At 72.6% G+C, this 23,361-nt stretch carries 20 protein-coding genes and 1 pseudogene; 15 read left to right on the top strand and 6 right to left on the bottom strand.

All coding sequences use genetic code 11. The features are described 5' to 3' along the window. Positions 1 to 4: 4 nt before the first annotated feature. The 3 genes from ACIPSJ_RS29660 (at position 5) to ACIPSJ_RS29650 (ending at position 2,696) form a co-directional block, all read left to right on the top strand. Positions 5 to 1,210 (top strand): SPFH domain-containing protein, encoded by a 1,206-nt coding sequence (locus tag ACIPSJ_RS29660; protein ID WP_359206931.1) that lies wholly within the window; start codon positions 5 to 7, stop codon positions 1,208 to 1,210. Between the two features lie 90 nt (positions 1,211 to 1,300). Then, on the top strand, positions 1,301 to 2,086 hold the full coding sequence (locus ACIPSJ_RS29655; protein WP_401350962.1) for a maleylpyruvate isomerase family mycothiol-dependent enzyme: 786 nt from the start codon (positions 1,301 to 1,303) through the stop codon (positions 2,084 to 2,086). Positions 2,087 to 2,273: 187 nt separating this feature from the next. After that, positions 2,274 to 2,696: a TOBE domain-containing protein gene (locus ACIPSJ_RS29650; protein WP_359206934.1), complete on the top strand. Its 423-nt coding sequence runs from the start codon at positions 2,274 to 2,276 to the stop codon at positions 2,694 to 2,696. Between the two features lie 62 nt (positions 2,697 to 2,758). Here ACIPSJ_RS29650 and ACIPSJ_RS29645 read toward each other — a convergent pair whose 3' ends face one another. Beyond that, positions 2,759 to 3,643 (bottom strand): LysR family transcriptional regulator, encoded by an 885-nt coding sequence (locus tag ACIPSJ_RS29645; RefSeq protein WP_401350662.1) that lies wholly within the window; start codon positions 3,641 to 3,643, stop codon positions 2,759 to 2,761. 117 nt (positions 3,644 to 3,760) lie between these two features. Here ACIPSJ_RS29645 and ACIPSJ_RS29640 point away from each other — a divergent pair, with 117 nt between their 5' ends. From ACIPSJ_RS29640 to ACIPSJ_RS29630, 3 genes are all read left to right on the top strand, one after another. Then, positions 3,761 to 4,168, top strand: coding sequence for a tautomerase family protein (locus ACIPSJ_RS29640; RefSeq protein WP_401350660.1), 408 nt, complete (start codon positions 3,761 to 3,763; stop codon positions 4,166 to 4,168). Between the two features lie 96 nt (positions 4,169 to 4,264). Then, positions 4,265 to 5,587, top strand: coding sequence for a hypothetical protein (locus tag ACIPSJ_RS29635; RefSeq protein WP_401350657.1), 1,323 nt, complete (start codon positions 4,265 to 4,267; stop codon positions 5,585 to 5,587). A gap of 143 nt (positions 5,588 to 5,730) precedes the next feature. Beyond that, positions 5,731 to 6,669, top strand: a complete 939-nt coding sequence (locus ACIPSJ_RS29630) for an SPFH domain-containing protein (RefSeq protein ID WP_355725158.1) — start codon at positions 5,731 to 5,733, stop codon at positions 6,667 to 6,669. Here ACIPSJ_RS29630 and ACIPSJ_RS29625 read toward each other — a convergent pair. Further along, positions 6,611 to 7,810 carry an MFS transporter gene (locus ACIPSJ_RS29625; RefSeq protein WP_401350655.1) on the bottom strand — a complete coding sequence of 400 codons (1,200 nt, stop codon included), beginning with the start codon at positions 7,808 to 7,810 and terminating at the stop codon, positions 6,611 to 6,613. The genes ACIPSJ_RS29630 and ACIPSJ_RS29625 overlap by 59 nt on opposite strands. A gap of 100 nt (positions 7,811 to 7,910) precedes the next feature. Between ACIPSJ_RS29625 and ACIPSJ_RS29620 the strand changes: the two genes are divergently transcribed. The 3 genes from ACIPSJ_RS29620 (at position 7,911) to ACIPSJ_RS29610 (ending at position 10,363) form a co-directional block, all read left to right on the top strand. Beyond that, positions 7,911 to 8,885, top strand: a complete 975-nt coding sequence (locus ACIPSJ_RS29620) for an ArsR/SmtB family transcription factor (RefSeq protein WP_401350651.1) — start codon at positions 7,911 to 7,913, stop codon at positions 8,883 to 8,885. An 18-nt stretch (positions 8,886 to 8,903) separates the two neighbouring features. Continuing rightward, on the top strand, positions 8,904 to 9,410 hold the full coding sequence (locus ACIPSJ_RS29615) for a glutathione peroxidase (RefSeq protein ID WP_359206952.1): 507 nt from the start codon (positions 8,904 to 8,906) through the stop codon (positions 9,408 to 9,410). A 68-nt stretch (positions 9,411 to 9,478) separates the two neighbouring features. After that, positions 9,479 to 10,363, top strand: coding sequence for a MerR family transcriptional regulator (locus ACIPSJ_RS29610; RefSeq protein ID WP_359206955.1), 885 nt, complete (start codon positions 9,479 to 9,481; stop codon positions 10,361 to 10,363). Positions 10,364 to 10,480: 117 nt separating this feature from the next. Here the strand turns inward: ACIPSJ_RS29610 and ACIPSJ_RS29605 are convergent, their stop codons facing one another. The 3 genes and pseudogenes from ACIPSJ_RS29605 to ACIPSJ_RS29595 form a co-directional block, all read right to left on the bottom strand. Then, positions 10,481 to 10,672, bottom strand: a complete 192-nt coding sequence (locus tag ACIPSJ_RS29605) for a DUF397 domain-containing protein (RefSeq protein WP_089102095.1) — start codon at positions 10,670 to 10,672, stop codon at positions 10,481 to 10,483. Between the two features lie 190 nt (positions 10,673 to 10,862). Further along, positions 10,863 to 11,720 (bottom strand): annotated as a pseudogene (locus tag ACIPSJ_RS29600) (helix-turn-helix domain-containing protein). Between the two features lie 297 nt (positions 11,721 to 12,017). Further along, positions 12,018 to 12,755: a GPP34 family phosphoprotein gene (locus ACIPSJ_RS29595; RefSeq protein WP_359206960.1), complete on the bottom strand. Its 738-nt coding sequence runs from the start codon at positions 12,753 to 12,755 to the stop codon at positions 12,018 to 12,020. A 177-nt stretch (positions 12,756 to 12,932) separates the two neighbouring features. Between ACIPSJ_RS29595 and ACIPSJ_RS29590 the strand changes: the two genes are divergently transcribed. The 5 genes from ACIPSJ_RS29590 (at position 12,933) to ACIPSJ_RS29570 (ending at position 21,543) form a co-directional block, all read left to right on the top strand. Then, positions 12,933 to 15,941 carry a serine hydrolase gene (locus ACIPSJ_RS29590; protein WP_401350646.1) on the top strand — a complete coding sequence of 1,003 codons (3,009 nt, stop codon included), beginning with the start codon at positions 12,933 to 12,935 and terminating at the stop codon, positions 15,939 to 15,941. 208 nt (positions 15,942 to 16,149) lie between these two features. After that, on the top strand, positions 16,150 to 17,994 hold the full coding sequence (locus ACIPSJ_RS29585) for an MFS transporter (protein ID WP_359206966.1): 1,845 nt from the start codon (positions 16,150 to 16,152) through the stop codon (positions 17,992 to 17,994). Positions 17,995 to 18,194: 200 nt separating this feature from the next. Next, positions 18,195 to 19,997: a substrate-binding domain-containing protein gene (locus ACIPSJ_RS29580; RefSeq protein WP_359206969.1), complete on the top strand. Its 1,803-nt coding sequence runs from the start codon at positions 18,195 to 18,197 to the stop codon at positions 19,995 to 19,997. Positions 19,998 to 20,044: 47 nt separating this feature from the next. Then, on the top strand, positions 20,045 to 20,884 hold the full coding sequence (locus ACIPSJ_RS29575; RefSeq protein ID WP_359206972.1) for a hypothetical protein: 840 nt from the start codon (positions 20,045 to 20,047) through the stop codon (positions 20,882 to 20,884). A 44-nt stretch (positions 20,885 to 20,928) separates the two neighbouring features. Further along, the gene (locus ACIPSJ_RS29570) at positions 20,929 to 21,543 is read left to right on the top strand and encodes a hypothetical protein (RefSeq protein WP_359206975.1); all 615 of its coding nucleotides are present in this window, start codon (positions 20,929 to 20,931) and stop codon (positions 21,541 to 21,543) included. A 9-nt stretch (positions 21,544 to 21,552) separates the two neighbouring features. Here ACIPSJ_RS29570 and ACIPSJ_RS29565 read toward each other — a convergent pair whose 3' ends face one another. Beyond that, positions 21,553 to 22,392: a hypothetical protein gene (locus ACIPSJ_RS29565; protein ID WP_359206978.1), complete on the bottom strand. Its 840-nt coding sequence runs from the start codon at positions 22,390 to 22,392 to the stop codon at positions 21,553 to 21,555. A 91-nt stretch (positions 22,393 to 22,483) separates the two neighbouring features. On the opposite strand from ACIPSJ_RS29565, the gene ACIPSJ_RS29560 reads away from it, so the two are divergent. Continuing rightward, the gene (locus ACIPSJ_RS29560) at positions 22,484 to 23,272 is read left to right on the top strand and encodes an SDR family oxidoreductase (protein WP_359206981.1); all 789 of its coding nucleotides are present in this window, start codon (positions 22,484 to 22,486) and stop codon (positions 23,270 to 23,272) included. The last annotated feature ends 89 nt before the right edge of the window (positions 23,273 to 23,361 follow it).

Here is a 23,361-nt window from a genome sequence, read left to right as displayed (position 1 = left end):
GGAAATGTTCGGATACCGCGTACCCGCTCCCGACGAGGCGATGCTGATCTCGGGGGGCAGGCGGGGACTGGGGGGCGCGCCGTTCCGAGTGGTGACGGGGCACGGGAAGTTCGTGCTGCCGGTCTTCCGGAAGGTCCGGTTCCTCACCCTGTCCATGTGCGAGTCCGAGGTCACCGAGACCTGTGTGACGAGACAGGGCATCGCGCTGCACGTCCGCGCGGTCATCGCCTTCAAGGTCGGCAACGACCACGAGAGCATCATCAACGCCGGTCAGCGCTTCCTCTCCGACCAGGAGCAGATGTCGGTGCTCACCGGCCGGATCTTCGCCGGTCACCTGCGGGCCATCATCGGCTCGATGACCGTCGAGGAGATCGTCACCGAGCGGCAGAAGCTCGCCGCGGAGGTGCTGGACACCTCGAAGACGGAGATGGCGAAGATCGGCCTGATCGTCGACTCGCTGCAGATCCAGTCCATCGACGACGGCGACACCGGCTACATCGACGCCATGTCCGCCCCGCACAAGGCGGCCATCCAGCGGCAGGCCCAGATCGCCCAGGCCCAGGCCACCCAGGCCTCGGTCGAGGCGGAGCAGGCGGCGGCCCGCAAGCAGGCCGAGTACGCCCGGCAGACCGCGATCGTGAAGGCCGAGTACTCCGCCGAGGTGGACCGCGCCCAGGCGCAGGCCGGCCAGGCCGGACCGCTGGCGCAGGCGCACGCCCAGCAGGAGGTGCTGGCCGCCCAGACGGAGCTGGCCCAGCGTCAGGCCAAGCTGCGCCGGGAGCAGCTGGTCGCCGAGGTCGTGCGGCCCGCCGAGGCGGAGGCCGAGCGGGTCAGGATCCTCGCGGCGGCCGAGGCGCAGCGGATGAAGATCCAGGCGGAGGCGGCGGCCTCGTACGACCGGGTCGCGCTCGACCGGATGCTGATCGACCAGCTCCCGCAGATCGTCAAGGAGGCCGCCGGCGGCCTCGCCGGCGCCAACGTCAACGTCCTCAACGGCGCCGACGGCCTCGGTGAGATCGCCGCCGGCCTGGTGTCCCAGGGCCTGACGATCCTCGACTCGGTCCGGCAGAACCTGAGCGGCGCGGACTCCGACGGCCAGCGCCCCGGCGGCGGGCGTCCCGCGGAGAGCGGCGCGGGCGGCGGCCTGCTCCAGCTGCCCACCAGCAAGGGCCGCAAGCCGAGCGACGACGGTCCGGTGGACGTCGACTGACCGGTCGGCCGCCGGGCCGCCGCTTCGGCGGCCCGGCGGCGAAATTCGCTGTCCGGCGCCGGAGCACGGTGATAGACACCCGGTGTGGCCATGACACCTGACTTCTCCCACCTGCGGCGGCTGATCGACGAACGGTCGACCGACTTCCGTGCCGCGGTCGCCTCCGCGCCCAGCCTCGACGTACGGGTGCCGACCTGCCCCGAGTGGACGCTGTTCGATCTGGCGGAGCACCTGGGCGGGGGCGACCGCTTCTGGGCCGCCGTCGTCGGCGCGGGACCCGCCGACGGTCCGCCGGCGAAGGCCGTCGCCGAGCGGGCCGCCGTGGCCGCGCCGCGGGAGCGTGAGGCTCTGCTGGCCTGGCTGGCCGAGTCGACCCGGCTGCTGCTGAGCGCGCTGCGCGAGGCGGGCGAGGAGCGCGGTTGCTGGACGTGGTGGGGTGCGTCGCAGTCGCCGCGGAACTCCGGTGCCGTCGCCCGGCACCGGGTCCAGGAGACCGCGGTGCACACCTACGACGCCCAGGTCGCCCAGGGCGCCCCGCGGCCACTGCCGGACGAGGTGGCGCTCGACGGTCTGGACGAGTTCCTGGCCACCTGCGTCGCGACGCCGGCCGCCTGGCCGCACAAGCCCACCTCCTTCGACTTCCACGCCGCCGAGGGCCGCTCCTGGCGCCTCACGGTCGACGGGGACGGCGCACGGGCCGCCCGTCTGCCCACCACCGTCACCGGCGAGGACCCGGACGCGCCCGGCGTCTCCGCCCGGGGCACGGCCGGCGAGCTGGTCCTCTTCCTCTACGGCCGTGTCCCGGCGGACTCCGTGCGGATCGACGGGGACGGGGGGCTGTTCGACCTGCTCCGCGCCTGGGAGCCGGAGGAGTAGGCCGCAGGCGGCGCGACCGCTCGGCAACGGTTTCTCCGAATTGCCAGGGGCGGGCGAAGGCTCGGGGGGCGGATGCGACGGGGAGCGCACCGGCCGCCGCCGAAGCGGCTAGGTTGTGGGCACGCGGCCGGTACAAAGGCTGCCAAATCATCCTTCCCCCGCCCCTCTCCCCCGTGAGGCGTTCGTCATGAGCCTGAGCATCCGCAATCAGATTCCCGGCACCGTCACCGCCGTCGCGCCCGGGGAGGTGATGGCGACCGTGAAGGTGCGTCTCGACGGCGGTCAGGAACTCACCGCCGCGATCACCCTGGAGGCGGTGAAGGATCTGGGGCTGGCCGAGGGGTCGGCCGTGCGGGCCATGGTGAAGTCCACCGAGGTCGCGCTCGCCACCGGCCGCGTGTCCGGGGTGTCCATCCGCAACCAGCTGCCGGGCACGGTCAGCGAGGTCGCCACCGGCGGGGCCATGGCCACGGTCAAGGTCGCCGTCGACGGGGGTCAGCACCTCACCGCGGCGATCACCAAGGACGCCGTCACCGACCTGGGCCTCACGGCCGGTTCACCGGTCGTCGCACTGGTCAAGGCGACCGAAGTGGCCCTCGCGACCGCCTGAGTCCGATCGGGCGCAGGCCTGCGACGGGCACGGCACCCGCGCCCGAGACGGGCCGCCCGGCGTCACGCACCGGGCGGGTCCGGCAGGGACAGCAACGCCCGCAGCGGCGCCGAGGCGTGCGGGCCCGCACGCCAGATGAGGGCCTTGGCGTAGGGGATGCGCGGGGTGAGGGGGACCGCCGTCACACGGGGGTCCGCGGTGATGGCGGGGTCCGCGCCGCCCGCCAGCGCGAGGCCCACACCCTCGGCGACCAGCTCGATCTGCAGGGCCACGTGATTGGTGGCGTAGGCCGGCCGGAAGGGCGCGCCCGCCTCGGCGAAGGCCGCGAGCAGGTGGGGGCGCAGGCCGCTGTCGGGGCCGTAGGTGATCAGCGGGGTGCCGGCCAGCTCGGGCAGGGTCAGGGCCGGCCGCCGGGCCTGCGGGCGGTCCGCGGCCACGACGGCGACGATCTCGTCCCGCACCAGGACCCGGTGTCCGAAGCCCGGGTCGAGACCCCCGGGCGGTACGGCGACGAACGCCGCGTCCAGGGAGCCCTGCCGTACCTGGGGGACCAGGCTGGCGCTGGTGCCGTCGACGAGGTGCACGCTCACCCCGGGGTACTGCCGGTGGAACGCGCCGAGCCGGGCGGGCAGTCCGCTGTGTTCGACGCCGTCGGCGGCGCCCAGCGCCAGGTTCCCGGTGAGCAGCCCGGAGCGGGCCGCGAACTCGGCCTTGGCGGCGGCGACGGCGGCCGTGGCCGCGCGGGCGTGCGGCAGCAGCGCCTCCCCCGCCGCGGAGAGCCGGACCGTGCGGGAGTCCCGCTCGAACAGCGCCTCGCCCAGCTCCCGTTCCAGCGCACGGATCTGCTGGCTGATCGCCGGCTGGGCCACGTGGCAGCGGGCCGCGGCCCGGGTGAACGACCTCTCCTCGGCCACCGCGAGAAAGTACTGCAGCGTGCGAACCTCCATGACCTCACTCTATTCCAGTTCCTTATAGGTGGTGGAAGACCCAGGTCTTTGCCCTATGGGAGGCTCCGGCCCATCCTGGAGACACACCCCGGCACCTACGCCCCCGAAGGAGTTCCCATGCCGCTGGTCCGTATCGACCTGGTCAAGGGCCGTGACGACGCCCAGGTCCGGGCCGTCGCCGACGCCGTCCACACCGCTCTCGTCGATGTGCTCGGCATCCCGGAGCGGGACCGCTTCCAGATCGTCACCGAGCACGAGGCCGGCCGAATCCTCGCGCTCGACGCGGGGCTTGGCTTCGACCGCGGCGACGGCGTCGTCATGCTCCAGATCTTCACGCAGTCCGGGCGCCCGACCGAGGTCAAGCAGAAGCTGTACGCCGCGATCGCCGCCGCCCTGGCGACGGTGGGCGTCGCCGGGGAGGACGTGTTCATCGGGTACGTCGAGAACTCCGCCGCCGACTGGTCCTTCGGCTTCGGCCGCGCCCAGTACGTCGAGGGCGACCTGGGCATCCCCGGCGCCGCCTGAGCCGACCGCCGCCCCCCGTCCGGTCCTCGCGCGGATGCCCGGCCCGCCGCCCCGGAGTCAACTGGGAGGCAGCGGGGTCGATCGGAAGGCATCCTGATGCGTGAAGCACCCTCCCGTCGCGTGTTCCTGCGCGGCTCCACCGCGGCCGGACTGGCCACCGCGCTGCCGGTCCTCGGGACGTCGGCCTGCGCCGGAAGGACGGAGACGGAGGCCGCCCCGGCCAGTCCGGTGCCGGTCACGCCGAGCGCGAGCGCCCCGGGCGGCGGCCGTACGGCCAACGCCTACGGCCACACCGCCGCCGACTACACGCGCACCGGCCTGACCCCCGGCACCGTCCAGCAGTGGGAGGACGGCTTCCGCACCGCCGGCCAGAACGACGACCCGGACGTCTTCGAGTGGTGGTACTCCGACTTCACCGGGGACGACGGCACGGTCGTCTCCTTCACCCTGAGCACCCGGCTCGACGACGGATTCGTCCCGGAGCCGGGCGAGGCCCGCCGCAGGCCCAAGTCGGCGGTCATCGTCACCGACCCCGACGGCACCGGCCACGGCGGCGTGCGGGACCACGACTGGGCCGAGTTCAGCGGTTCCACCGACCGGTGCGACGTACGGCTCGGCCCCTACACCTTCACCGGCGACCTGAAGACGTACCGGATGAAGGGTCGGTCGGGGGACGTCGGCGTCGATCTGACGCTGACCAGCCTGGTGCGGCCGTTCCGGCCGGGCACCGGCGTCATCTACTTCGGCGACACCGACCACCACTTCGGCTGGCTGTGCGCGGTGCCGTCCGGCACGGCCACCGGCACGGTCACCGTGCAGGGGAAGCAGCGCGCCTTCACCGGCCACGGCTACCACGACCACAACTGGGGCAACCGGCCCTTCCCCTACGGCGTCGCGCACTGGCGCTGGGGCCGCGGCAGCGTCGGCCCGTACGCGGTGATCGGCGCCGACCTGCATCTGCGCGAGGAGTACGACTCCGCCACCGTCCCCGTCTTCCTCGTCGACGACACGAAGAGCGGCAAGCGACTGGTCGGCGCCCACGACACCCGGACGGTGACGGCCACCGAGTCCGCGCCGGTGCCGTACGACGACCCGGCGTATCCCCGGGACTACTTCAGCAAGGTCCGCTGGACCTACCACGACGGCGCCGACCAGGCCGACTTCACCTTCGCCGACACCGACCAGCGGATCGTCTCCCGGCAGTACCTGACCGACCCGGCCCCGACCCAGGCCCAGCGAAGCGCCCTGGCCCAGCTCGGCATCGACGAGATCTGGTACACCCGGTACGCCACCGACAACGACCTCACCCTGGCCCTGGCCGCCGTCCGCGCCTCGGGAAGCGGGACGGGGACGCTGGAGGCCGCCCAGTTCGGGCTCGGCGACGCCCCGCCGAAAACCGGCGGCTCCGCTTCCCCGTAGGGCCCGGCGCGTCCCCCGTAGGGCCCGGCGCGCTTTCTTTACGCACTCCTGACGCGGGCACCCGCATCCGGGCGGGCCCGGCCGGTGTCATCCTCCATGTCCGGAATCCTGTCCGGATCACGTCGAGAATGGAGTGTGTGCCCATGGACGGCGCCGTTGTCGGGGGCGTACTGGTCGTCGTGCTGGCCCTGCTCGTGCTGCGCAGCGGGATGCGGGTGGTCAACCAGGTGGAGCGCGGGATCGTGTTCCGCCTGGGCAAGGCGCAGCCGGAGTTCCGGCGCCCGGGGATCACCTTCCTCATCCCCTTCGTCGACCGGATGCGCAAGATGAACGTGCAGGTGGTCACCATGCCGGTGCCCACCCAGGAGGGCATCACCAAGGACAACGTGTCGGTGAAGGTCGACGCCGTCGTCTACTTCCGGGTGACCGACCCGGTGCGGGCCGCCATCGAGGTGCAGGACTACGTCTTCGCCGTCGGCCAGGTCGCCCAGTCCTCCCTGCGGTCCATCATCGGCAAGAGCGACCTGGACGACCTGCTGACCGACCGTGAGCGGCTGCACGAGGGCCTCGCCCTGATGATCGACAGCCCGGCCGCGGAGTGGGGCATCCACATCGACCGCGTCGAGATCAAGGACGTACAGCTCCCGGAGTCGCTGAAGCGGTCCATGTCCCGGCAGGCCGAGGCCGAGCGGGAGCGGCGGGCCCGGGTCATCACCGCGGACGGCGAGTTCCAGGCCGCGCAGCAGCTCGCCAACGCCTCGAAGATCATGTCCGACACCCCCGAGGCGATGCAGCTGCGGCTGCTGCAGACCGTCGTCGAGGTCGCCGCCGAGAAGAACTCCACGCTCGTGATGCCCTTCCCGGTCGAGATGCTGCGCTACTTCGACCGGGCGGCCAAGCGGCTCGACCAGGAGGTCGAGAAGAACGAGCGGGAGCTGGACGGCCCGGAGGGGCAGGCCGCGCTCAGGGCCGGGATCGAGCAGATCGCCTCCGTCGCCGACAAGTTCACCCCGGCGCCGGAGCTCACCGCGCCGCGGGAACCGGAGCCGCAGGAGCCGTCCGCTCCCGTCGAGCGGCCGTAGCCAGCGCCAGCGTCACGGCGAGCGACGCGCCCGCGAGGAGCGTCATCGCGCGGGCGGGCGAGGTGAGTTGCGCCACCGAGCCCGCCAGCGCGGCGCCCACGCCCTGCATGGTCAGCATGCCGGCCGAGTGCAACCCGAGGGCGTGGCCGCTGAGTTCGTCGGGGGTCAGCTTCATCAGCCGCTCCTGCTGGACCAGGCTCGCGCCGAACCCGACGGAGGCGACGGCGGCGCAGCCGGCCGCGAGCCCGAGCGGCGGGTGCAGGGCGAAGAGCAGGTAGGGCGTGGCCAGCAGCAGGAGCAGCGGGGTGGCCGCCCGGGCGCGGACGGCGGGCGGGAGCAGCCGGCCGACGGTCACGTCCCCGGCGAGCATGCCGAGGGCCGCGCAGGCGAAGAGGGTGCCCGCCGAGCCGGGGGCGTACGGCACGTACAGCGACTCGCAGCCGACGACCAGGCCGTTGGGCACCCACAGGCCGAGATAGGTGAGCCGGCGCGGGCGGGAGGACCACAGCAGGGCGTTGGTGCGCCAGGTCGCCGCGGCGGAGGGGCGGCCGGCCGCGCGCGGCGGGCGGGCGGTCAGGCCTAGGCGCAGGGCGAGGGCGGCCGTCAGGTAGAGGCCGGCCGCGAGCAGCAGGCAGACGCGCGGGGAGACGGCGGCGAGCAGCGCGCCGCCGGTGGCGTAACCGGCGATCTGCACCAGCCCGCTCGCCATGTTGAACAGCGAACGCCCGGGCAGATAGCCGTCCTTGGCGAGGATCTCGTTCAGCAGGCCCCAGCGGACCCCGCCGCCCAGCGCGGCGACCAGGCCCAGCAGCAGGACGACGGTGAGCAGCGCGCCGGCCGGGAGGCCGGGCAGGGCCAGGCCCGCGGTGGCGACGGCGAAGACGAGCGAGATCGCGGCGAGGGTGGTGCGCGGGGGCAGCCGGTCCGCGCCGGAGAGCAGGAAGGTCGCGCCCAGCACCTGGGCCAGCGAGGGCCCGAACATGCTCAGCGCCGAGAGCAGGGGGGAGCCGGTGGAGCGGTAGACGAGCGTGCCGAGGGCGAGGCCGCCGACGGTACCGCCCGCGTTGTGGGCGGCGGCGCCGAGGAAGAGCGGGGTGAACTCGGGCGTGCGGAACAGGGACCGGTAACGGGTGGTGGGCATGACGGGGAGTCTCGGGGGAGCTCGGCCTGGGCGTTATTGTTTCGCGCGGACGCGAAAGGTCCTCGCGGCCTCGCGGCCGTTCTCACGACCAGGAGACCTCTTGGGCTGGTGGCAGCTGAACGCGGACACGCTCGCCCGTAGCCGCTTCGTGGTCTCCCCCTTCGCCGAGACCTTCGCGAGCCTGCGGCTGCTGCACGGCGGGACCGCCGCGCACCCCGGTGAGCGGGCCTGGCTGGACGCGCGGCTGCCCGGCTACCGGGCGCGGCTCGCCGCCGACCCGGTCACCGCCGCGCTCGTCCGCGCCGGTCTCGGCCGGGTGTGGACCGCCGACTTCCTCACCCCCACCCCCCGGGACGGCGAGAGCGCCGGGGAGGGCATCGCGCGGGTGCGGTCCGCCCGCCCCGACGCGGCCCGCGCGCACCTGAGGGTCGCCCTGGCCGGCCCGCTCCCCGCCGTCCTGGACCGCGACGACCTGCCCGACCGCGCGGCCGACCTGCTGACGTACGTGTGGGAGGCGGCCGTACGGCCGTCCTGGGAGCGCCGGCGGCGGATCCTGGAGGCGGACGTGGTGGCCCGTACCGCGCAGGTCAGCCGGGGCGGCTGGGCCGAGGTGCTGGACTCGGTACGGCCGGGCCGGACCCGCTGGCTCGGCGCCAACCGGCTCCAGGTCAACCTGCACGAGTACCCGCCCCGCGAGATCTCCGGCGCCGATCTCCTCCTCGTCCCGGTCACTCCGAAGTCCGGCTGGGTCTCCTGGGAGGAGCCGGACCGCTACGCCCTGGTCTACCCCTGCGCCGGCGCGCTCTCCGACCCGGCCGCCCGGAGCGTCCCCGCCGCCCTGACCGCGCTCCTGGGCGGCGCGCGCGCCGGCGTGCTGGTGCTGCTGGATACCCCCCTGAGCACCACCCAGCTGACCGCGGTGACCGGCCAGGGCCTCGGCTCGGTCGGCCGGCATCTGAAGGTGCTCCTCGACGCCGGTCTGGCGGAGCGGCGCCGGGCCGGCCGGTCGGTGCTGTACTCGCGGACGGCGGCCGGGGACGCGGTCGTGGAGGCCGGGAACCGTTCCGCCACTTAGCGGAGTTAGAGTCCGCTTATGACGACTACTGAGAACAACGGGTCCGTGCTCGATGTCGAGATCGACGCCCTGCAGGGCGGCTCCGCCGGCCTCGCGGGCTACGGCGGCAAGGCCGTCCTCATTGTCAACGTGGCCTCCAAGTGCGGCCTGACCCCGCAGTACAGCGGCCTGGAGCGGCTCCAGGAGCGGTACGCGGCGCAGGGCTTCACCGTGCTCGGAGTGCCCTGCAACCAGTTCATGGGGCAGGAGCCCGGCAGCGCCGAGGAGATCGCCGAGTTCTGCTCGGCGACGTACGGCGTGACCTTCCCGATGACCGAGAAGGTCGAGGTGAACGGCGAGGGCCGGCACCCGCTCTACGACCGGCTGGTCGGGTTCGCCGACGGCGAGGGGCACACCGGGGACATCCGCTGGAACTTCGAGAAGTTCCTGGTCGGCCGGGACGGGCAGGTCGTCGCCCGGTTCTCGCCGCAGGCCGAGCCGGAGTCGGCGGAGGTCGTGGCCGCGGTGGAGGCCGCCCTCGCCTGAGTCCGGGTTGACCTTGCCCCTGGGGCAGGGACGAGCCTCCTGGTCACCGGGCGGAACGGATCCGCCCGGTGACGGAGGATGTGGCCGTGGACGACGAGGAACTGCTCACGATCGGCGCGTTCGCCGCCCGCTCCCGGCTCTCGGCCAAGGCACTGCGCCTGTACGACCGCCTCGGGCTGCTCGCCCCGGCGCACGTCGACGAGGCGACCGGCTACCGCTACTACCGGGCCGGCCAGGCGGAGCGCGCCCGGCTGGTGGCGCTGCTGCGCCAGCTGGACATGCCGCTGGCGCGGATCGCCGAGGTGGTCGGGGCGGCGGAGACGGCGGACGGTGACACCGCCGCCGGGCTGCTGAGCGGCTACTGGGCGGACGTCGAGGCGCGGCTCGCCGGGCAGCGGACGCTGGCCGCATACCTCCGTGGACGGCTGTCCGGGAGGAGTACGGAGATGTACGAGACGTTCGTGGTGGAGACGGCGCGGGTACCGGCGCAGGTGGTGATCACCGAGACCCGGCACACGCTGGCGGACGAGCTGCCCGCCTGGATCGGGGCCTCGCTGGGCCGGCTGGAGGCGGCGGCCCGGGAGTGCGGGGGTATGACCGGGGCGCCGTTCGTCGTCTACCACTCCGAGGTGTCCATGGAGAGCGACGGCCCCGCGGAGGCCTGTGTCCCGGTGGCGGACGAGGCGGCGGCCCGGGCCTGGGCGGAGCGGCGCGGGCGGGCCTGGGAGACGAAGGTGCGGGTCGAGCCGGCGCGCACGCTGGCGTACACGCGGATCGGCAAGGCGCAGGTGGCGCATCCGCAGATCCTGGCGGCCTTCGAGGCGGTGGAGCACTGGGTGGCCGGGCAGGGCGGTCTGGAGTACGACGGTCCGTGCCGGGAGGTCTACTTCGCGGACTGGGACGCGGCCGGGCCCGAGGACCCGGTCTGCGATGTGGCGTTCCCAGTCCGGTGACCGGGCACAAGCCGAGCCCCCTCGGCAAGGACGGCGGGCTGGTCGAGAGGGCTCTGTGGGTGTTGCTTGTGCAGTTGTCGTAGTCGGGAGCGTGAGCGGTGGGTCAGCGAGTGCCCCCTACGCCTTGACCGAGGTCACAAAGGCGTTCCACGCGCCGGCCGGGAACGCGAGGACCGGGCCCTCCTCGACCTTGGAGTCGCGTACGGCGAGTCCCGCGGTCGTCGGCGACTTGACCTCGACGCACGCCCCGTTCCCTGCGGAATAGGAGGACTTCGTCCACGTCTCCGTGGCGCCCTGAAGCAGTGCCATGTCCACTCCTGTTGCGAGATTGCTGTGGTGCTTGCTGTAGTGCGATTCACGCCAACCTTTCTGACCGGTTGGCGTGATCGACGCTACTAGCCAACTTCCCCGCCTGGAGTACCCGTTCACTCGACCGGGTGGCATATTCCGTTGGAGACTTCCGCTGGACCGTGGCACCGGTGTACAGTCCGCCGCTTCCTCAGCGGGCGTACTCCTTGGCCGCGTCGGCGATGAACTGCCGGGACTGCTCGACGTTCAGCGACTGGGCCCGCAGGTGCTCGTACATCACGGCGTACTTCTGCACGTCGTGGGCCTTCTCCAGGTAGAGGTCGCTGGTCACGCCCTCCAGGTAGACGACGCTGGAGTCGGCCGCGTCGGCGAACTCCAGGATCGCGTACTGGCCGTTGAGGCCGGGGTGCGCGCCCACCTCGAAGGGCAGCACCTGCACGGTGATGTGCGGCTGCTGGGACATCTCGATGAGGTACTCCAGCTGCTCGCGCATCACGAGCCGGTTGCCGACCAGCCGGCGCAGGGCGGCCTCGTCGAGCACCACCCAGAGGCGAAGGGGGTTGTGTTCCGCGGTGATACGTTCCTGTCGGCGCAGCCGCACCTGGACGCGCTTCTCGATGTCGGCGGCGGAGGTCTCCGGCAACGCGCCCTGCACCAGCGCCTCGGCGTACGCGCGGGTCTGCAACAGGCCGGTCACCAGCTGGGGTTCGTACACCCGCAGCGACTCGGCGTCCGTCTCCAGGCCGATGTAGACGCTGTACGGGATGTCGCCGAACGCGTGCCACCACCCTTGCTGGCGCGAATCCCTGGCCATCTCCATCAGGGAGTCGACCACCCGCTGGTCCTCGACCTCGTACACCCCTCACAGGTCGCGGACGTCGCGCTGGCTGATGCTCCGGCGGCCGTTCTCCAGCCTGCTGATCTTCGACTGCGAAACGAGCAACCGCTCCGCCACTTCCTCCGCCGTCATGCCCTTGAGCTCACGGAGCCTGCGCAGCTCCTGGCCCAGCCGGCGTCGCCTGACGGTGGGATTGACATTGGACGCCACGGGACGTGCACCTCCGGCTGCCTGCCTGTAACTACCACTTTGCGTATCTGCTGTTGAGCAGACTGCCACCAAGGTGGTTCCTACCGCTGGGAAACTGTGGATATGCGGCGCGTACGCGTCAGTTCGGGCACATTCCGGATGCGGCCGGGAACAGGGGTGCGGAGACAGCCGAACGGGGCGGCGAGGCGCGTACTGCGTACGCCTCACCGCCCCGCTCGGACCAGCGGCTCCCGAACCGGGTCTCTGGTGTGCCGTGTTGCTGCCCGTCGTTCTCTGTCGCTGCCGTGGAACTGCGGCTCAGTGCACCACGGCGCGCGCCATCGCGCCCCGGCGCGGCTGCATCGGAACACCGCGGGCGGGTTCCGGCGCACCGGGCCTGGCGCCTGGTCCGGCCTGCCGCCGCGGCTGGGCGACCGCGCCGTTCTGCACGTCCATGACGGCGTGGGCCACGAGCCCGCCCATCGGGTCGTGCCGGATCAGGTCCCGCAGCCGGGAGCGAGAGGACCGTCCCTCGTTGCCCGGGTACAGGTGCTTGCCGAGACCGACCGCGTGGGCCAGGGCGGCGAGCGCGGCGGTCCGCGGGTCCGGCGGTACGCCGGTGCGGATCGCCGAATCCAGCCGGCCACGGATCTCCCGGGTGACGGCGTTGTCCGTCGCCTGGTAGCGAGTGGTCGGCAGCACCCCGCACATCTGGCCCGCCACGGCGGCGACCATGCCGCAGCGTTCGAGATGCGTGAGGTAGACCTGACGGAGTCCCAGCCGGGGTCCGCCGATCCAGTGCACAGCCCGCACGGGAGCGCCACGCCTTCGCAGCAACTCCAACGCGCAGTCCAAAGTCGGATCTCCAGTCGGCCGTGGCTGCACCACGGCGATACGATCCCCGTCTGGGGCTATCCGTCCGGCCAGCGCCAGCTCCACTAGCTGTGCTCCGGCCAGACCGAGGTCGAGCGACTGCGGCTGTGCAGTGGTACCCGTGGCCGGGTCCAGTGCCAGCAGCAGAAGCTCCTCCGGAAGTGTTCTGCGGCTCCTGCCCATCCATGCCTCCCCGCGTGGATGAATGACAGGGTGACCCCTCTCACATTGGTCTGTCGAGGGTGCGTGACCGGTTTGTAAGGGAACCGGAAGGTATGTCGTTCTCGTCTACCGCAGGGGCTAAGCCCGCACACAGGACACTGGTACATGGTTCGGACAACGCACGGCAACGTGCGAAGCGTGGAGGAGGCATCGGTGGCGGGCGAGTCCCCCGACAGGTCGAAGCAGCGCGAGTCGTCGGCAGAACCGACGTCGGGGAGCGCGGGTTCGGTTCCCGAAGCACGCGACCCGCGAGTGGCGGCGGCCGCCGGGAAGGAGACGGCCGGCGGCGTGGACACCGCCACCCGGATCTTCTCGGTACGGAACCCGAAGCCGGGTGGCGAGGACGACACGAAGCTCCGCGAGGCGGTGGCGGCGTGGGTCCGGACGGGCGACCCGGAGGACGCGGCCACGGAGCCCGAGGAGGGCCCTGAGACCGCCGAGCAGCCCTCGGACGGCCCCGAGGCGGCGGAGAACGCCGACAGGCCCGACACGGCGCCCGAGGCAACGACAGCGGCGCACACCGCGTCCGCCCCCAAGACCGAGCCGAACAAGCCCACTTCGGCCGAGAACCCCCCGAAGGCCACACCCGAGCCCGCCGACGAGCCGGAGGCGACGGCCGCCGAGCCCGAGGACGCCAACCCCGTGGCCAAGTCGACGGCCGAGACCGAACCGGAAGACGCCCGGCCCGAGGACGACCGGCCCGAGGCCAAGCCGACGGCGACGGCGACGGCGACGGCGGCCGAACCCGAGGACGCGCGCCCCGGCGACCAGCCGCAGGCCGACGCCGAACCCGAAGACGCCAACCCCGCGAGCAAGGCCGCGACGGCTGCGGCCGAGCCCCAGGACGCCCACCCCGGCGACCAGCCGAAGGCCGCGACCGGGGAACCGGCGGACGCGAAGCCCGGGGACGGGCAGGCGGCCGCGGCGGAGCCCGAGGACGAGGCGACGGCCGTCGCCGAGCCCGAGGACGCGGCCGAGGACAAGGCTCAGGCGGCGACCGCCGAGCCGGAAGACGCCAAGCCCACAGGCAAGTTGGCGGCCACGACCGAACCCGACGACGCCCGACCCGAGCGCGGGCCGAAGGCCGACGCCGAACCCGAGGACGCCAAGCCCGCGGGCAAGGCGACGGCGGCCGAACCCGAGGACGCGCGCCCCGGCGACAAGCCGCAGGCCGACGCCGAACCCGAGGAAGCCAACCCTGCGGGCAAGGCGACGACGGCGGCCGAGCCCCAGGACACCCGCCCAGGCGACCAGCCGCAGGCCGACGCCGAACCCGAAGACGCCAACCCCGCGAGCAAGGCGGCGACGGCTGCGGTCGAGCCCCAGGACGCGCGGCCCGGTGACCAGCGGCAGGCCGACGCCGAACCCGAAGACGCCAAGCCTGCGGGCAAGGCGGCGACGGCTGTGGTCGGGACCGAGGATGCTCGGTCCGAGGGGAAGGCGGCGTCGGAGGAGGCCGCTTCCGGGGACGGGCCCGCGGACGCCGATGGCGCGGAGGGCCCGCAGGGGCCAGCCGCGGCTGACAACGATGGCCGCACGGGGGGTGCGGGTGGGGACGCGACCGCCGAAGGCGGAGCCGAGGCGGGCGTCGGGACTGGCGTCGACCAGCCGACGACCATGCTGAAGGCCCCCCGGCTGCCGCAGGTCGACCAGCCGACGACCACGCTCAAGCTGGGCGGCACCGCCAAGCCCGAGGGCGATGCCGAGCGCACCAGCAGGTTCGTAGCGCTCAAGTCGGACATACAACCGGGCGCGAAGCCCGCGAAGCCGCAGCCGGAGTCCGGGGGCGAGCCCGCCTCCACCACCCGCACCACCGTCATCCCGCAGGTCGGCCCCGAGCGCACCACCCAGCAGCCGCTTCCCCCGAAGCCCCCGCTGGACCTGCTCGCGGAGCTGACGAACACGCCCCCGCCGCCGGAGACCTCGGTCAGGACCGCGGTCCGGCGGGTCAAGATCTGGACCCCCCTGGTCATCCTGCTCCTGATCGTCTTTGCGGTCGTACAGAACGTGCGCCCGCTCCCCCAGCCCACGCTCGACCTCACCGCGAAGGACACGTACACCTTCGACGGCAGCAAGGTGGACATCCCCTGGCCCGCCGACGGCCAGGCCGCCCTCGACGTCCAGGGCATCGGCACGTTCGGTTCCTCCGGCGACCAGAAGCCCGTGCCGATCGCCAGTGTCGCCAAGGTGATGACCGCGTACATCGTGCTGCGCGACCACCCCCTCAAGAGCGGCGCGGCCGGCCCGAAGATCAAGATCGACCAGACCGCCCAGGACCAGGCGAACGCCGGCCAGGAGTCCACCGTCGACGTGACGGCCGGCGACTCGGTCACCCAGCGCGAGGCCCTGGAGAGCATCCTCATCGCGTCGGCCAACAACGTGGCCCGCCTGCTGGCCCGCTGGGACGCGGGCAGCGAGAAGGCGTTCGTGGCGAAGATGAACGCCACCGCGAAGAAGCTCGGCATGACCAATACGACGTACACCGACCCCTCCGGCCTCACCGACTCCACCGTCTCCACGGCCGTGGACCAGGTGAAGCTGGCGAAGGCGGCGATGGCGAGCGAGCCGGCCTTCCGCGAGGTCGCCGCGATGATGTCGTACGACGACTACAAGGGTGTCAACCACTCCAACTGGAACCAGCTGGTCGGTCACAACGACGTCGTCGGCATCAAGACCGGCACCACCACCTCCGCCCTCGGCAACCTGGTCTTCGCCGCGAAGAAGACGGCCGGCGGCGAGACCCGCACGATCATCGGCGCGGTCATCCGGCAGCCCGCGGGCGGCGTCGACAACACCATCCTCAGCGCCGCCCTCACCGGCGGTGACAAGCTGATCCGGGCCGCCCAGGACGCGCTGAAGTCGGCGACGATCTACAAGAAGGGTTCTGTCGTCGGGTACGTGGACGACGGGCTCGGCGGCCGCACCCCGGTCGTGGCGACCAAGGACGTCACCGCCGTCGGCTGGTCGGGGCTGAAGGTGAAGCTGACGTTCGCCGCCGACGAGGTACCGCACACCGCGAAGGCGGGCACCAAGGTCGGCACCCTCACCGTGGGTGACGGCTCCGGCTCCGCCGTCCAGGTGCCGGTCGCCCTGCAGAAGGACCTGACCGAGCCCGGCTTCACCAGCAAGCTGACCCGTATCGCCTGAGCCGCACAGAACCCATAGCAGGCATTCCGTCACGCACCCCGCCGATTGGCGGCCCACCCCGGGGCCGCACGGCGGGGTGCGTGCTAGCGTCACGAATCGGGGCAGGTCGCCGGTCGCCGGGACACGGCCGCGAACTGGACGGGAAGCGGCCGGTAACACCGTGGAACACGGCCGAGAACAGAAGACGGGACACGGGGAGTGCCTTCAGGTGGCCACAGCGGAGCCGACACGCGCCGACAACGCCGATCCGGGCCCGAAAGCCGGCCCGCGAATAGCCGTGCCGCCCGCGGAAGCGGACGGCACGGAGCGTAAGGACGGCGGTCGGCTGCTGCGTGCCGCCGAACCCCTGCGGCGGCGGCTGCTGGAGCACCCGGTGCTCTCGGTCACGGCCCTCGCCGGCGCCCTCCACATCATCTGGTTCTTCACGTTCGCGAACAGTGGCGGGGATCTCGCGGCGCAGGACGCCTGGGCCGAGTTCGTCGGCCGGCACCCGGACTCCGCGTACAACCTCGCCTGGTACGGCGGGATGCACCCGGTGTCGTACAGCGTGGTGTCGCCGTACCTGATGTCGCTGCTGGGCGTCCGTACCACGATGATGATCTCCGGCACGGTCTCGGCCGGGCTGCTGACCCTGCTCCTGATACGCAGCCGTGCGGTGCGGAACCCGCTGTGGGCCGCGCTCGCCGGGGTGTTCGCGCTGATCTGCAACGCGCTGTCCGGGCGGGTCACCTTCGGTCTCGGCACGGTGTTCGCGCTGGCCGCGGTCGGGGCGGTGTTCTGCTGGCCGCACCGCTGGCGTTTCAAACGGTGGGCGAAGGCGCTGGTCGCGGCCCCGCTGGCGGCGCTCGCCACCATGTCGTCGCCGGTCGCCGGGCTCTTCGTGGGGCTGGTCGCGGTCGCGCTGTTCCTGCAGAAGCGGCGACCGGGCGCCTGGGCGCTCGGTCTGGCGCCGGCGGCCGTGGTCGCGATCTCCGCCTGGCTGTTCCCGTTCTCCGGCACCCAGCCGATGGGCCTCGGCTCGATGAGCCTGCCGCTCGCCTCCGGCCTGCTCTGCCTCTTCCTCGTCCCCAAGGAGTGGCGGACGGTCCGGCTGACGGCCGGCGTCTACAGCCTCGGGGTCGTCCTCGTCTGGCTGGTCAGCTCGCAGATCGGCTCGAACATCTCGCGGCTGCCGATGCTGTTCGCGGGCGCGACCCTGATCGCCGCCCTCCCGTACACGGTCCCGCGCTCCCGCAAGTACTACGTCACCGTCCTCGCCTTCCTCGGCTCCGCCGGCTGGATCGGCTTCAAGGCGGTCGACGACGTCGTCCATACGACCCCGACCGCGTCCTGGGCGCGCGAGCTGGCCCCGCTCGTCCACCAGCTCCAGCAGGTCGGCGCCGAGAAGGGCCGTGTCGAGGTGGTCCCGGCCGCCTCCCACCGGGAGGCGTCCGCGCTCGCGCCGTACGTCAACCTGGCCCGCGGCTGGAACCGCCAGGCCGACATGGAACGCAACCCGCTCTTCTACGACGACACCCTCAACTCCGCGAACTACCACGAGTGGCTACAGCGCTGGGCCGTGCACTACGTCGTCCTGCCCAAGGACGATCCCGACGGCGACGGCGGGGAACGCGAGCGGGCCCTGGTCCGGCGCGGGATGCCGTACCTGAAGCAGATCTGGGGCGACGCCAACTGGCAGCTGTTCCGGGTGACCGACCCGACGCCGCTCGCCGAGCCGGACGCCGTGGTGGACAGCGCCGAGCAGGGCGAGCTGACCATCGAGGTCCGCAAGGCGGGGCGGATCCTGATCCGGATCCCGTACTCGCCGTGGCTGAGCATCGTCGACGCGGAGGGCAAGAGCCTGAAGCCGCCGCAGGAGACCGAGGCCTCCAAGCACCGGGCGGACGACAGACCCAAGACGTACGTCAACGTCAACGGCTGTCTGGCGGAGACGCCGGAGGACGCGAAGGGGGACAAGTGGACGATGCTGCTGGCCCCGAAGGCCGGCACCTACCGGCTGGCGGCGCCCTACCAGCTCCCGCGCGGCACCCCGTGCCCCGACGAACTCAAGTGACCGGGCGGCGGTGAGGGCGGGCCTGCAACCGGCTGGCGGATCCGTGCGTCAGTCATATGCACAGAGCGTGCGAGGAGCAAGTCGTGCAAGGCGCAAGTGGTGAGCAAGTGCGGTCGTCTGCGGGTGACTTGAAGGCGGACGGGTAGTCCGTCGCCGTCGCGTCCCCCGCTGCCCGATGGTGTGTGACTCCGGGGGGAACGATGAACAGACGCACGGGTCGGCAGGGGGCAGCACGCAGGCTGCCCCTGTTCGTGGCCACGGGAGTGGGTCTGCTGGCGATCCTGGCCACCGTTCTGGTGGTCCTGCGGGTCTCCGACGGGTCCGGACCGGACTGCGACGTCCGATTAGAGGTCAACTCCTCCACGGAGAAGGGTGACCTGCTGGCCGAACTGGCCGCGAAGTACAACTCCTCGGGCCGTGAGCTGGCGGGCGGCCGGTGCGCCCGGGTGTCGGTGTCCGAGACGAGTTCGGGCGTCGCGATGGACGCCCTGGCGCAGGGCTGGGACGAGAAGCGCGACGGCGCGCCCGAGCCGCAGGCCTGGACGCCGACCTCCTCGCTGTGGCTGACGCTGCTCGCCGAGAAGGGGACCGCGTCGGACCGTACCGTCCTCACCGGGGACAAGCCGGTCTCGCTGGCCACCAGCCCGCTGGCCATCGCCATGCCCCGGCCCATGGCCGAGGCGCTGGGCTGGCCCAAGAAGAAGATCGGCTGGCGGGACGTGCTGTCGCTGACCGAGAAGGGCTGGGGCTCGCTCGGCCACCCCGAGTGGGGCCGCTTCTCCCTGGGCAAGGACAACCCGCACACCTCCACCTCGGGCCTGGCGGCGACCGTGGCCGCCTTCTACGCCGCCACCGGCCGCTCCAGCGACCTCACCCTGGACCAGGTCAGGGACCCGAAGACCCGGAAGTTCGTGGCGGGTGTGGAGGCCGGGGTGCTGCACTACGCCGCCGACGCGACCGCCTACATGGCCCACCTCGCCGAGGCCGACGCCGAGGGCCGGTCGCTGTCGTACGCCAGCGCGGTCGCCGTCCAGGAGCAGCTGATCCATCTGTACAACCAGGGCAGCCCCACCGGAAACGTGGACCAGCTCGGCAAGGGGCGCAAGCCGAAGGTGCCGCTGGTGGCCGTGCACCCGGCGGACGGCACCCTGATGCTCGACCACCCCTTCGTGGTGCTGCCGTCGGCGAGCCGGGAACAGCGGGCCGCCGCCGCCGACTTCCGCGCCTTCCTGCTCGAACCCGCGCAGCAGCGCCGCTTCCAGCACTTCGGCTTCCGCGACCACGAGGGCAACGCCGGTCCCGAACTGGCGAAATCGGTGAGCCTGCCCGACAAGGGCAAGCAGCGGCTGTCCCTCATCGACCCGCCGGCCCCCGCGGTGCTCGGCGCGATCCTCGACAGCTGGGACGAGCTGCGCAAGAAGGCCCGGGTGCTGCTGGTGATGGACGTCTCCGGCTCCATGAACCAGTCCGCCGGGGGCGGGCAGAGCCGGCTGGAGGCCGCGAAGAAGGCGGCCGTGAACGCCCTCGGCCAGTTCCATCCGGACGACGAGGTCGGGCTGTGGACCTTCTCCACCGGGACCGACGAGCATCCCGAGCCGTACCAGCAGATCCTGCCGCCGAAACCGGTCCGGGAGAGCAAGGACCGGCTCACCGCGGCCATCAACGGGCTGAACGCCGATGGCGGTACGGCCCTCTACAGCACGGTGCGCGCCGCGCAGCGGGCGGCCCTCGCCGACCTGGACACCAGCCGGATCAACGCGGTGGTGGTGCTCACCGACGGCAAGAACGAGTACCCGGCCGACAACGACCTCGACGCCCTGCTGAAGGACATCGACGCCACCCAGCTGGAGCGGTCGGTGCGGGTCTTCACCGTCGCCTTCAGCGACGCGGCCGACTTCGAGACCCTCAGCAAGATCTCCGCGGCCACCAAGGCCACCTCGTACGACGCCCGCGACCCCGCCGTCATCGACAAGGTGATGGTGTCCGTGATCAGCAACTTCTAGTCCCTGCACGGGCGTTGCCACGACCGACTGAGAGGCGGTGAGCAACGATGGACGGCAGACACCTCCCGGCCGCGGGCACGGTCACGGCCGTGCTGCTGGGTGCGGCGGGCGCCCTGGCCGCGTACCTGGCGGGGGCCGGGCCGGCCGCGGCCCTGCCCGCCGGTGCCGGCATCGGCCTGCTGGTGTGGACGGCCCACCTGGTGACCGACCGGGTGACCGGCCGCCCCGGGACCGACGCCGGGACCGGGGAACCACCCGGGCCCGGATCCACACGGGCCAAGGCCGGGCGCGCCGGATCCGGGCCCGCCGGGTCCGAGCCCCCTGCCGACGCCAGGCGCTGGCTGAACCGTGCCTCGAACGCCGCCCGCAAACTCGACCGCCACCGGCGGGACAGCGCCGACCCCGCCCTGACCGAGGCGCTCACCACGGCCGTCGGCTTCGTGCGGACGGCGGCCGACGAGCTCCGGGCCCGCGCCGAGGCCGTCCGGGTCATCGACGCCGCCACCGAGGGCACCGACCACGCGGCCCTGCGGGGCGACCAGCGCCGGCTGGAGGAGGAGGCCCGGGCGCTGCGGGGAGCGGTCCGGGAGGCGAAGGAGGCCTCCGCCCGCGCGATCGGCGAACGGGCCGCCTCCCTGGAACGCCTGGCCGGGCTGCGCGAGGTCCTCATGGCCACGCTGGAGTCGACCGTGCTGCGCCTGGAGGCCGCCGCCGACCGCGGTTCCCTGCTGGTCTCCCTGCACGCCGCCGGTGACGCCGCCATGAGGGCGGCCGATCTCACCTTCCTCGAACACGAACTGGAGGCCGTCCAGGCGGGACTCGACCGGCTCGACGAGCTCGGCCGCTCCGTGCACGACACCGGCACGGCCCCCGGGGAGGCGGGGTGACCGTGCGGCGCCGATGGAGGACGCGGAGATCCAGGCGGTACGCCGTGCGGTCCAGGAGCAGGAAGGGTCTGCTGGCCGCCGTGCTGGGCTGGTCGCTGCTCGGCACGCCGGCGGCACTGTTCCTCGGGGGCGCCGGCAAGGCTTGGGGTGCGGTCCCGATGTACTTCGGGATTACCTCCGCCTGCGTGGCGTTCTACATCCCCGGCTGCTGGGACGACTACCCGCGCAAGGTCCTCAGGGAGCGCCTCACCGCCGCGCCCGTGCTGACCGCCGCCGTTCTCCTCGTCCCGGGTCCCTGGCTGGTGCCGTGGGTCGCGCACGACTGGGTGGGAGAGCCGGTCCGGGCCATGGTCACCGAGAGGACAGCCCTCTCCGACACCTCCTGGGAGGCGGACGACGGGCGGTTCGTGTACCGGGTCGCCGACGCCACGACCGAACGGGACCTCGGCCGGCTGCTGTACGGGCTGCCGGAACCGGTGCCGGTCGGCACGGTCGTCGAGGTCTCCGTGGTGCCGGGCGGCTGGATACCACCGGTCGGCGCGGAGCGGTTCGAGGACGGCGGCGCACGGCCGTATGTGACCGCCTTCGGCGCGCTGGCCGCCCTCCACCTGCTGGGCTGTGCCGGCGCGTGGGTCGCGTGGCCGCGCGAGCCCTGGTGATCCGAGGCCTCACCGCAGCTCGTTCGCGTAGCGGTCCGTGCCGGGCACGGTCGGGACGAAGGGCGCCACCAGCTCGACCCTCCCCAGCCCCGACCCGGCGATCTGCTCGTCAAGGCCGGTGAAGTGGGTGTCCCAGCAGTCCCTCGGGTCGGTCTCCAGGAACCACAGCAGCGTCAGCCGGGTGTCGACGCCCTCGACCTGCTTCACGTACGTCATCCGGTCGCCGGGCAGGGGCGTCGGGCGGAAGACGGTCACCAGGGCCGACGGGGAGGACGCCACCTTCTTCGGCAGATGGCGGGAGCGCAGCCACTCCAGCAACTCGGCCCGCTGCTCGGGCGATTCGCTGTCGATGACCTGCACCACCAGCCCCGCGTACGGATGGTCGAGGGCGTGGAAGTCGCGGGGCCCGGCCGCGCCGTCCCGGTAGACCGTGGCCTCGTGGTCCTGGAAGGCCGTGAAGACATGGGTCCGGTCCTGGTACACGCGGGCGTCCCGGTTCAGCCGTTTGTTGATGGCGACCGTCCACTTCATGTGGTCGGCGTAGCGGCCGTCGGTGATCCAGTAGACGGAGATGTAGCAGCCGGCGGTGACGGGCTGGGCGATCGCCGACTTCTCGGGGTAGCGCAGGAGTTGCAGGTCGCGGGTGGCGACCCAGCGGCGCCCCGCGTACATCCAGGGCATGGCCATGGCGCCCGCGTAGTAGTGGTCGTCCTCGTACCAGCGGTTGTACGCGTACTCGTGCCCCGGGTGCGGCTCGACCATGGTGATGAGGGCGTGGCCGGGGCGGACGCCGTACGGCCCGACGGCGGCGAGTTCGGCGTAGACGTCACTGCGGGTGTCGTCGCTCATGCGGTTCCCCTTTCCGGTGGTCGCCCATACTCTGACGCTCCGTCAGATAAAGCGCCAGGGCCGTGCAGGCCCCAGAGCCGGGAGGTCATCGATGTCACTGCTCGCGGGCAAGACGGTCGTCGTCTCGGGGGTCGGCGCCGGGCTCGGGCACCAGGTCGCGGCGGCCGTCGTACGGGACGGCGGGAACGCCGTGCTCGGTGCGCGGACCGAGGCGAACCTCGCGAAGAGCGCGGCCGGGATCGATCCGGAGGGCGGCCGGACCGCGTACCGGGCCACCGACATCACCGACGAGGGACAGTGCGAGGCGCTGGCGGGGCTGGCGCGGGAGCGGTTCGGGGGGATCGACGCGGTGGTGCACGTGGCCGCCTGGGACTCCTACTTCGGCGGGGTCGAGGACGCGGACTTCGCGACCTGGGCGTCGGTGATCGACGTGAACCTGCTGGGGACGCTGCGGATGACCCGGGCGTGCCTGCCGGGACTGAAGGCGGCGGGGGGCGGCTCGGTGGTCTTCATCGGGACGCAGTCGTCGGTCGCCGCGCCCTCGCAGGTGAAGCAGGCCGCGTACGGCGCCTCGAAGGGCGCGCTGACCAGCGCGATGTACTCGATGGCGCGGGAACTGGGGCCGTACCGGATCCGGGTCAACACCGTGCTGCCGGGCTGGATGTGGGGGCCGCCGGTGCAGGCGTACGTGCAGTTCACGGCGCACACGGAGGGGGTGCCGGAGGACGAGGTGCTGGGGCGGCTGACCGGGCGGATGGCGCTGCCGGAGCTGGCGACGGACGGGGACGTGGCGGACGCGGCGGTGTTCCTGGCCTCGGACCGGGCGCGGGCCATCACGGGCCAGTCGCTGCTGGTCAACGCGGGGGAGCTGATGCGCTGACCCGTCGGATCCAGCCACCCCAGCTGTTCATGTACATAAATCAAGGTCAGCAAGACGAACGATTTTACTGCCCCTTGACCATACGTCGG

This window comes from Streptomyces sp. NPDC090088, from assembly GCF_044747345.1.
GTDB lineage: Bacteria > Actinomycetota > Actinomycetes > Streptomycetales > Streptomycetaceae > Streptomyces.
Note: the sequence above shows the minus strand (reverse complement) of the source record. Positions and strands in the feature narration are given on the sequence as shown.

Bases quoted from the DNA above. Each gene is read 5' to 3' on its own strand.
- ACIPSJ_RS29565 (WP_359206978.1), bottom strand. From the start codon at position 22,392: ATGAGCGACGACACCCGCAGTGACGTCTACGCCGAACTCGCCGCCGTC.
- ACIPSJ_RS29605 (WP_089102095.1), bottom strand. From the start codon at position 10,672: ATGGCACTGCTTCAGGGCGCCACGGAGACGTGGACGAAGTCCTCCTAT.
- ACIPSJ_RS29655 (WP_401350962.1), top strand. From the start codon at position 1,301: ATGACACCTGACTTCTCCCACCTGCGGCGGCTGATCGACGAACGGTCG.
- ACIPSJ_RS29595 (WP_359206960.1), bottom strand. From the start codon at position 12,755: ATGGGCAGGAGCCGCAGAACACTTCCGGAGGAGCTTCTGCTGCTGGCA.
- ACIPSJ_RS29630 (WP_355725158.1), top strand. From the start codon at position 5,731: ATGGACGGCGCCGTTGTCGGGGGCGTACTGGTCGTCGTGCTGGCCCTG.
- ACIPSJ_RS29625 (WP_401350655.1), bottom strand. From the start codon at position 7,810: ATGCCCACCACCCGTTACCGGTCCCTGTTCCGCACGCCCGAGTTCACC.
- ACIPSJ_RS29560 (WP_359206981.1), top strand. From the start codon at position 22,484: ATGTCACTGCTCGCGGGCAAGACGGTCGTCGTCTCGGGGGTCGGCGCC.
- ACIPSJ_RS29660 (WP_359206931.1), top strand. From the start codon at position 5: ATGTTCGGATACCGCGTACCCGCTCCCGACGAGGCGATGCTGATCTCG.
- ACIPSJ_RS29645 (WP_401350662.1), bottom strand. From the start codon at position 3,643: ATGGAGGTTCGCACGCTGCAGTACTTTCTCGCGGTGGCCGAGGAGAGG.
- ACIPSJ_RS29650 (WP_359206934.1), top strand. From the start codon at position 2,274: ATGAGCCTGAGCATCCGCAATCAGATTCCCGGCACCGTCACCGCCGTC.
- ACIPSJ_RS29575 (WP_359206972.1), top strand. From the start codon at position 20,045: ATGGACGGCAGACACCTCCCGGCCGCGGGCACGGTCACGGCCGTGCTG.
- ACIPSJ_RS29580 (WP_359206969.1), top strand. From the start codon at position 18,195: ATGAACAGACGCACGGGTCGGCAGGGGGCAGCACGCAGGCTGCCCCTG.
- ACIPSJ_RS29635 (WP_401350657.1), top strand. From the start codon at position 4,265: ATGCGTGAAGCACCCTCCCGTCGCGTGTTCCTGCGCGGCTCCACCGCG.
- ACIPSJ_RS29615 (WP_359206952.1), top strand. From the start codon at position 8,904: ATGACGACTACTGAGAACAACGGGTCCGTGCTCGATGTCGAGATCGAC.
- ACIPSJ_RS29640 (WP_401350660.1), top strand. From the start codon at position 3,761: ATGCCGCTGGTCCGTATCGACCTGGTCAAGGGCCGTGACGACGCCCAG.